The organism is Streptomyces sp. WELS2 (assembly GCF_013870595.1).
Lineage (GTDB): Bacteria > Actinomycetota > Actinomycetes > Streptomycetales > Streptomycetaceae > Streptomyces.
In genome coordinates, this window is sequence record NZ_JACBWZ010000301.1 from 1 (window position 1) to 6,931 (window position 6,931).

At 73.8% G+C, this 6,931-nt stretch carries 7 protein-coding genes; 2 read left to right on the forward strand and 5 right to left on the reverse strand.

Features of this window, described 5'->3' with window-relative positions:
* The 3 genes from H5J33_RS18415 to hrcA form a co-directional block, all read right to left on the reverse strand.
* The coding region (locus H5J33_RS18415) for a nitronate monooxygenase (protein WP_181796029.1) at positions 1 to 617 on the reverse strand (617 nt) is incomplete at its 3' end.
* 99 nt (positions 618 to 716) lie between these two features.
* On the reverse strand, positions 717 to 1,853 hold the full coding sequence (gene dnaJ, locus H5J33_RS18420; RefSeq protein WP_181796030.1) for a molecular chaperone DnaJ: 1,137 nt from the start codon (positions 1,851 to 1,853) through the stop codon (positions 717 to 719).
* The gene (hrcA, locus tag H5J33_RS18425; RefSeq protein ID WP_181796031.1) at positions 1,854 to 2,870 is read right to left on the reverse strand and encodes a heat-inducible transcriptional repressor HrcA; all 1,017 of its coding nucleotides are present in this window, start codon (positions 2,868 to 2,870) and stop codon (positions 1,854 to 1,856) included.
* A gap of 160 nt (positions 2,871 to 3,030) precedes the next feature.
* Here hrcA and H5J33_RS18430 point away from each other — a divergent pair, with 160 nt between their 5' ends.
* Together H5J33_RS18430 and H5J33_RS18435 are read left to right on the forward strand one after the other, a co-directional pair.
* Positions 3,031 to 3,753, forward strand: coding sequence for an MBL fold metallo-hydrolase (locus tag H5J33_RS18430; RefSeq protein WP_181796032.1), 723 nt, complete (start codon positions 3,031 to 3,033; stop codon positions 3,751 to 3,753).
* Between the two features lie 68 nt (positions 3,754 to 3,821).
* Entirely contained in the window at positions 3,822 to 4,694 is an 873-nt protein-coding gene (locus tag H5J33_RS18435; RefSeq protein WP_258565206.1) for a DUF3097 domain-containing protein, read from the forward strand.
* Between the two features lie 16 nt (positions 4,695 to 4,710).
* On the opposite strand, the gene hemW is transcribed toward H5J33_RS18435, so the two are convergent.
* Together hemW and H5J33_RS18445 are read right to left on the reverse strand one after the other, a co-directional pair.
* Entirely contained in the window at positions 4,711 to 5,943 is a 1,233-nt protein-coding gene (gene hemW, locus H5J33_RS18440; protein ID WP_181796033.1) for a radical SAM family heme chaperone HemW, read from the reverse strand.
* Between the two features lie 55 nt (positions 5,944 to 5,998).
* On the reverse strand, positions 5,999 to 6,931 hold a 933-nt coding region (locus H5J33_RS18445), incomplete at its 5' end, for a PP2C family protein-serine/threonine phosphatase (RefSeq protein ID WP_181796034.1).

Here is a 6,931-nt window from a genome sequence, read left to right on the forward strand (position 1 = left end):
GCCTCGCGGACCTCCGCGAGGAGCGTCAGCAGCCCGGTGCCCGCGCCGTCGTTCTCGGGCGAGTCGCGGTGGGTGCCCTGGTGGCCGCCGGCCTCCACGCCCTGCGCGATCACCGCGTCCGCGCCGGCCTCCTCGACCGCCCGGGCCTCCTCCGCGGTGGTGGCGGTGACCAGGGTGAGGGTGCCGGCCCGGCGCAGCCGCGCGAGATCCTCGCGGTCCGGCACGCCGAAGTGGAAGGAGACCACCGGAACCGGGTCGTCGAGCAGGACGGCGAGCTTGGCGTCGTAGCCGTCGTCCCGGCCGCAGTCCGGATCGCCCAGCTCCGTCTCGTACCAGGCGGCCTCGCCGGCCAGCTGGTGGGCGTAGACCTCGACGGCGCCGGACTCCGCGAGCTCGGGCTGCGGCATGAACACGTTGACGCCGAACGGGCGGTCCGTGAGCCCGCGCAGCCGCTTGATCTCCTGGTACATCCCGTCGGCGGTCTTGTACCCGGCGGCGAGGAACCCGAGGCCGCCGGCCTCGCAGACGGCGGCGGCGAGCTGCGGGACGGAGACCCCGCCCGCCATGGGTGCCTGCACGATCGGGAGGGGAAGGAGATCGGTCAGCGCGGAGGACATGACCGCATGGTGTCACGTCCGCCGGACCGGCAGGAATCGGGGCATCCCCTGGAAGAACCCCGAGGCGCCCCCGGCACGACCCGGAGGCGCCCGCGTGGCTCAGCGGCCGTTGAACGCGTCCTTCAGCCGCGAGAACAGCCCCTGCTGCCCCGGCTGGAACTGGCCCTGGGGCCGCTCCTCGCCGCGCAGCTTGGCCAGTTCGCGCAGCAGGCGCTCCTGCTCGGGGTCCAGCTTGGTCGGGGTCTGCACCTCGACGTGCACGATCAGGTCGCCCCGGCCGCCGCCGCGCAGATGCGTGACGCCCCGGTTGTGCAGCGGGATCGACTGGCCGGACTGGGTGCCGGGCCGGATGTCGACCTCCTCCATGCCGTCCAGGGTCTCCAGCGGGACCTTGGTGCCGAGCGCCGCGGCCGTCATCGGGATGGTGACCGTGCAGTGCAGGTCGTCGCCGCGCCGCTGGAAGGTGGGGTGCGGCAGCTCGTGGATCTCCACGTACAGGTCGCCGGCCGGGCCGCCGCCGGGGCCGACCTCGCCCTCGCCCGCGAGCTGGATCCGGGTGCCGTTGTCGACACCGGCCGGGATCTTCACGGTGAGCGTGCGGCGCGAGCGGACGCGGCCGTCGCCGGCGCACTCCGGGCACGGGGTCGGCACGACCGTGCCGAAGCCCTGGCACTGCGGGCACGGCCGGGAGGTCATGACCTGGCCCAGGAAGGACCGGGTGACCTGCGAGACCTCGCCCCGGCCGCGGCACATGTCACACGTCTGGGCGGACGTGCCGGGGGCCGCGCCCTCGCCGTTGCAGGTGTTGCAGACGATGGCCGTGTCGACCTGGATGTCCTTGGTCGTCCCGAAGGCCGCCTCGTCCAGCTCCACCTCGATCCGGATCATCGCGTCCTGGCCGCGCCGGGTGCGCGAGCGCGGCCCGCGCTGCGACGCCGTACCGAAGAACGCGTCCATGATGTCGGAGAAGTTGCCGAAGCCGCCGGCCCCGAAGCCGCCCGCGCCGGCACCGCCGGACTGCGACAGCGGGTCGCCGCCGAGGTCGTAGACCTGCTTCTTCTGCGGGTCCGACAGCACCTCGTAAGCGGCGTTGATCTCCTTGAACCGCTCCTGGGTCTTCGGATCCGGGTTGACGTCCGGGTGCAGCTCGCGCGCGAGCCTCCGGAACGCCTTCTTGATCTCATCCTGCGACGCGTCGCGGCGCACGCCGAGAACGGCGTAGTAGTCCGTGGCCACTTACGACTCCGCCAGGATCTGTCCGACGTACCGTGCCACTGCGCGTACCGCTCCCATCGTTCCCGGGTAGTCCATGCGGGTCGGTCCGACCACGCCGAGCTTGGCAACCGCCTCGCCGCCCGAACCGTAGCCGACCGACACGACGGACGTGGAGTTGAGTCCCTCGTGGGCGTTCTCGTGGCCGATGCGCACGGTCACGCCCGGGTCCTTCGCCTCGCCGAGGAGCTTGAGGAGCACGACCTGCTCCTCCAGCGCCTCCAGGACGGGCCTGATCGTGAGGGGGAAGTCGTGCCCGAAGCGGGTGAGATTGGCGGTACCGCCGATCATCAGCCGCTCCTCGTTCTCCTCCACGAGTGTCTCCAGCAGGGTGGAGAGCACCGTGGAGACCGTACCTCGGTCCTCCGGCTCGAAGGCGTCCGGCAGGTCCTCGACCAGCTTCGGCACATCGGCGAACCGGCGGCCCGCGACCCTGCTGTTCAGCCTGGCCCGCAGATCCGCCAGCGATGCCTCGCCGAACGGGGCCGGGCAGTCGACCATACGCTGCTCGACCCGGCCGGTGTCGGTGATCAGCACGAGCATCACGCGCGCCGGGGCGAGCGAGAGCAGCTCCACGTGCCGGACCGTGGACCGGGTCAGCGAGGGGTACTGCACGACGGCGACCTGCCGGGTCAGCTGCGCGAGCAGCCGCACCGTGCGCGCCACGACGTCGTCGAGGTCGACGGCGCCCTCCAGGAAGTTCTGGATCGCCCGCCGCTCGGGCGCGGTCATCGGCTTCACGCCCGCGAGCTTGTCCACGAACAGGCGGTAGCCCTTGTCGGTGGGGATGCGCCCCGCGCTGGTGTGCGGCTGCGCGATGTACCCCTCCTCCTCCAGGGCCGCCATGTCGTTGCGGACGGTGGCCGGGGAGACGCCGAGGTTGTGCCGCTCGGTGAGCGCCTTGGAACCGACCGGCTCCTCGGTGCCCACGTAGTCCTGGACGATCGCGCGCAGTACCTGAAGCCTGCGTTCACTCAGCATTCGCGCGCACCTCCAGCACGTCGTCCCTCGTCCCATCGGGTCGTCCGCCTGGCACTCTTCCCACGCGAGTGCCAGCATTCCCGGGCCCAGTGTACGGCCGTCGGGTACACCCGGGGCAAGGTCGGGGCGCCGCACCGGGTCCTACGGCTAGCGTCGCGGTATGAGCGTGACTTGGGAAGAGCTGGGGTGGGAGCGGCTGGCGGCCGGGGTGGGGCGGTGCCGGCTGCCGGGCTGGGACTGCACGGCGGGGCTGGTCGTGGGCGAGGGGACGGCGCTGCTCGTGGACGCCGGTTCCAGCCTGGCGGAGGGGGCCCGGCTGCGCGCGCGGGCCGAGGAGCTGGCGGGTGGCCGTGTGACCCATCTCGCGCTCACCCATCCCCACTTCGACCACGTCCTCGGCGCGGCGGTGTTCGCCGGGGCGGAGGTGTACGGGGCGGTCGGCCTGGACGCGGTGTTCGCGTTCGAGCGGACGGAGCTGCGGCTGGACGCGGTACGCAACGGGCTGCCGGTCGCCGACGCCGACGAGGCGGTGGACGCGCTGGTCACACCCCGGCACCTGGTGTCCGGCGAGTGGACGCTGGACCTCGGAGGCGGCCGCCAGGCGCTGCTGGCCAACGTCGGTCCGGGCCACACCGCCCACGACCTCGCGGTGCTGCTCCCCGGCTCCCCGGAGGTCGTCTTCTGCGGCGACCTGGTGGAGGAGTCCGGCGAGCCCCAGGCCGGCCCGGACGCGGTCCCCGCCCGCTGGCCGGACGCCCTGGACCGGCTGCTGTCGCTGGGCGGCGAGGACGCGGTGTACGTGCCCGGTCACGGGGCGGTGGTGGACGCGGCGTTCGTCCGGCGTCAACGGGACGAGCTGGCGGCACGGTTCGGCGTGATCTGAACGGCGTTCCGGTTCGGATTCCGGCGTGTCGCGCTTGTCACGGCACCGCTTCTCCTATCGTCATCCGAATGCGCCCACCCGTCTCCCGCCACCGCCCTTCCAGCGAGGGCCCCTCGGGCCCGCGCCCTCGTGTGTACTCGCCCGATCTGACCCCTCCCTGGAAGAAGAAGCCGCAGCCGGCGCCGGAGGTGGCCGCGGAGCCGGGCCTGGTGGTGGAGGAGGCCGGTACCGGGTTCTGCGGCGCGGTGATCCGCTGCGAGGCGGGCACGGTGACCCTGGAGGACCGCTTCGGCAAGCACCGCGTCTTCCCCCTGGAACCGCGCGGCTTCCTGCTGGAGGGCAGGGTCGTCACCCTGGTCCGCCCGGCCCCGGCCCCGGCCCGTCCCGCCCGTACGGCGTCCGGCTCGATCGCCGTGCCGCAGGCACGCGCGCGCGTGGCCCGCGCCGGCCGCATCTACGTGGAGGGCCGGCACGACGCCGAGCTGGTCGAGAAGGTCTGGGGCGACGATCTGCGCGTCGAGGGCGTGGTCGTGGAGTACCTGGAGGGCGTGGACGACCTGCCGGCCGTCGTGGAGTCCTTCGCCCCGGGGCCGGACGCCCGCCTGGGCGTCCTGGTGGACCACCTGGTGCCGGGTACCAAGGAATGGCGCATCGCCCAGTCCGTCACCAGCGAGCACGCCCTGGTCGTCGGCCACCCGTTCATCGACATCTGGCAGGCGGTGAAGCCGGCCTCACTCGGCATCGAGGCATGGCCGACGGTCCCGAAGGGACAGGACTGGAAGACCGGGGTGTGCCGGGCACTGGGCTGGCCGGCGGAGAACACCGGCGCGGTCTGGCAGGCGATCCTGAAGCGCGTGGGGTCCTACAAGGACCTGGAACCGGAGCTGCTGGGCCGCGTCGAGGAACTGATCGACTTCGTCACGGGCAGCGGTGGGGCCTGACGTCGGGAAGGAGTGATCAGTCCACCAGGTCCCGTACCACCGCGTCCGCCAGGAGGCGGCCGCGCAGGGTGAGGACGGCGCGTCCCCGCTCGTACGGCCGCTGCTGGAGGAGTCCGTCCGTCAGGGCGCGGCGGGAGGCCGCGAGGCCCTCCTCCTTCAGGAGGGACAGGGGGACCCCCTCGCGCAGCCGCAGCTCGAGCAGGATCCGCTCGACGCGGCGGTCCTCGTCCGACAGGATCTCCCGGCCGGCGCCCGGGGAGCGGCCGTCGGCGAGCGCCGCCGCGTACGCGCCGGGGTGCTTCACGTTCCACCAGCGCACGCCGCCCACGTGGGAGTGCGCCCCCGGTCCGGCGCCCCACCAGTCGGCGCCGCGCCAGTACAGCTCGTTGTGCAGGCAGCGGCCCGCCTCGGAGGTGGCCCAGTTGGAGACCTCGTACCACTCGAAGCCCGCCCGGCTCAGCGTCTCCTCGGCGATCAGGTACCGGTCGGCGTGCACGTCGTCGTCGGTCATCGGGACCTCGCCCCGGCGGATCCGGCGGGCCAGCCGGGTGCCCTCCTCCACGATGAGCGCGTAGGCGCTGACGTGGTCGGGCCCGGCGCCGAGGGCGGCCTCCAGCGAGGCCCGCCAGTCGTCGTCGCTCTCCCCCGGCGTGCCGTAGATCAGGTCCAGGTTCACGTGCTCGAAGCCCGCCGCCCTGGCCTCCGCCACGCACGCCTCGGGGCGGCCGGGGGTGTGGGTGCGGTCGAGGACCCTCAGGACATGCTGCCGGGCGCTCTGCATGCCGAAGGAGATCCGGTTGAAGCCGCCCTCGCGGAGGGTGGCCAGATAGGCGGGGTCGACGGACTCCGGGTTCGCCTCCGTGGTGATCTCCGCGTCCGGCGCGAGGCCGAACTCCTCGCGGATCGCCCCCAGCATCCGTACCAGGTCCCCGGCGGCCAGCAGCGTCGGCGTACCGCCCCCGACGAACACCGTGCGGACCTCGCGCGGGTCGTCGCCCAGCACCTTCCGGGCCAGCCGGATCTCGTCGGTCAGCGTGTCCGCGTAGTTGTCCCGGGAGGCGAGCACTCCGCCGGTGCCGCGCAGCTCGGTCGCGGTGTAGGTGTTGAAGTCGCAGTAGCCGCAGCGGGTCGCGCAGTACGGGACGTGCAGATAGAAACCGAGCGGGCGGGCGGCGGCCCCGGCGAGCGCGGAGCCGGGCAGCGCGCCGTCGGCGGGGACGGGCTCGCCGTCGGGGAGTGCGGAAGGCATGCCTTCCATTGTCCAGCACCGCGGGCGGTGCCCGGCCGCCCGCGGACCGGGGGCGTCACTCGGCCTGGAGCACCAGCAGGGCCAGGTCGTCCCCGGGCAGGTCGGCGCCGAAGTCGTGGACCAGGCGGCGGATGCGCTCCGCGATCAGCTCGGCGTCGAGCCCGGCACAGCCGGACAGGGCGTGGGCGAGGCCGTCGCCGTCGTCGAACTGGCGGCTGCCGGAGCGCCGCTCGGTCACCCCGTCGGTGACGCACAGCAGGCTGTCACCGGAGCGCAGCTCCACGGTCTCGCTGGTGTACGTCTCGTCCTCCACCACACCGAGCAGGGTCTGCGGGCGGGCGACGGTGCGCACGGTGCCGTCCGGGGCGAGGACCAGCGGCAGCGGGTGACCGGCGGAGGCGAGGGTGCAGCGGACCCCGTCGGCGTGCGGGGTCAGCTCGCCGTAGAGGAGGGAGAGGAAGCGCGTCTGCGGGCCGTCCCCGAGGCCCGGCGGCCGGCCGCCGGCCGCGACCAGGGCGCGGGCCGCGGCGTCGGCGGCCTCGGTGGCGTCGTCCAGCAGCAGCTGGTTGAGGCGGTCCAGGACGTCGGCGACGCCGTACCCCTCGCGGGCGAGCAGCCGCAGCCAGGGGCGGGCGAGGCCGATCACCACGGCCGCCTCGGGGCCCTTGCCCTGGACGTCGCCGACGGCGAAGCACCAGCGTCCGTCGCCCGCCGGGAACAGGTCGTAGAAGTCGCCGCTGGGGCCGCCCTGGTCGCAGGGCTCGTAGACGAGCGCGCTGCGCACACCGGGGATCTCGGCGACCGCGCCGGGCAGCAGACCGCGCTGGAGCACGGCGCTGATGGTGGCCTGGCGGGCGTACTGGCGGGCCGCGCCGATGGCCAGGGCGACCCGTCGGCTCAGGTCCTCCACCAGGCCGGTGATCTCGTCGGGGAAGCCGGCCGGTTCGCACCGGCCGATGACCAGCGTGCCCAGCGGGCGGCCGCCCGC

Excerpts from the sequence above, each read along its gene's own strand:
- hemW (WP_181796033.1), bottom strand. The coding sequence starts at position 5,943 with ATGCCTTCCGCACTCCCCGACGGCGAGCCCGTCCCCGCCGACGGCGCG.
- H5J33_RS18430 (WP_181796032.1), top strand. The coding sequence starts at position 3,031 with ATGAGCGTGACTTGGGAAGAGCTGGGGTGGGAGCGGCTGGCGGCCGGG.
- H5J33_RS18435 (WP_258565206.1), top strand. The coding sequence starts at position 3,822 with ATGCGCCCACCCGTCTCCCGCCACCGCCCTTCCAGCGAGGGCCCCTCG.
- hrcA (WP_181796031.1), bottom strand. The coding sequence starts at position 2,870 with ATGCTGAGTGAACGCAGGCTTCAGGTACTGCGCGCGATCGTCCAGGAC.